The following is a 700-nucleotide window of genomic DNA, read 5'->3' on the forward strand; positions in this document are numbered from 1 at the left end:
GTTCAGTTTTCAAAGAACTAAAAGCGGGTGAAGAGAATCGAACTCTCGACCAGAGCTTGGAAGGCTCTTGTTTTACCACTAAACTACACCCGCGTGGTCGGGAAGACAGGATTTGAACCTGCGACCCCCTGGTCCCAAACCAGGTGCTCTACCAAGCTGAGCCACTTCCCGTTATGGCGCGCCCGAGAGGAGTCGAACCCCTAACCTCTTGATCCGTAGTCAAACGCTCTATCCAATTGAGCTACGGGCGCTTATTCATGATGTTTTTTCGTCGTTGTATTTTGGCGACTCAATTATCTTATCATACTTCGTTTTTTAATGCAAGTACTTTTTAAAAGATTTTTTGATGCGGCCGAGAGGACTTGAACCTCCACGGGGTTTCCCCCACTAGGCCCTCAACCTAGCGCGTCTGCCGTTCCGCCACGACCGCGCGGAAAAAACAAAAGTGAGCCATGAAGGACTCGAACCTTCGACCCTCTGATTAAAAGTCAGATGCTCTACCAACTGAGCTAATGGCTCGTAAATGGCTGGGCTAGCTGGATTCGAACCAGCGCATGACGGAGTCAAAGTCCGTTGCCTTACCGCTTGGCTATAGCCCATCGAAATACTTATCTTCTTTCCAAAGACAAATGTTATTGTACCATAATGACCAATAAAAAACAACTGCCAATTAGCAGAAGTTAAAATGGCGGTCCCGACC

The 700-nt window shown here is 48.0% G+C and carries 6 tRNA genes; all 6 read right to left on the reverse strand.

What is annotated here, in order from left to right:
- Positions 1–22: 22 nt before the first annotated feature.
- The 6 genes from COL05_RS30710 to COL05_RS30735 all read right to left on the reverse strand — a co-directional run bounded on the left by COL05_RS30710 (position 23) and on the right by COL05_RS30735 (position 599).
- A tRNA-Gly gene (locus COL05_RS30710) sits at positions 23–93 on the reverse strand.
- Between the two features lies 1 nt (position 94).
- Positions 95–171 (reverse strand) — tRNA-Pro (locus COL05_RS30715).
- A 3-nt stretch (positions 172–174) separates the two neighbouring features.
- Positions 175–251: transfer RNA gene (locus tag COL05_RS30720), tRNA-Arg, on the reverse strand.
- Between the two features lie 96 nt (positions 252–347).
- A tRNA-Leu gene (locus COL05_RS30725) sits at positions 348–430 on the reverse strand.
- 16 nt (positions 431–446) lie between these two features.
- Positions 447–519 (reverse strand) — tRNA-Lys (locus COL05_RS30730).
- Between the two features lie 5 nt (positions 520–524).
- A tRNA-Gln gene (locus COL05_RS30735) sits at positions 525–599 on the reverse strand.
- Positions 600–700 lie beyond the last annotated feature (101 nt).

Origin of the sequence: Bacillus sp. AFS059628 (assembly GCF_002571225.1) — a bacterium.
Taxonomy (GTDB): domain Bacteria; phylum Bacillota; class Bacilli; order Bacillales; family Bacillaceae_G; genus Bacillus_A.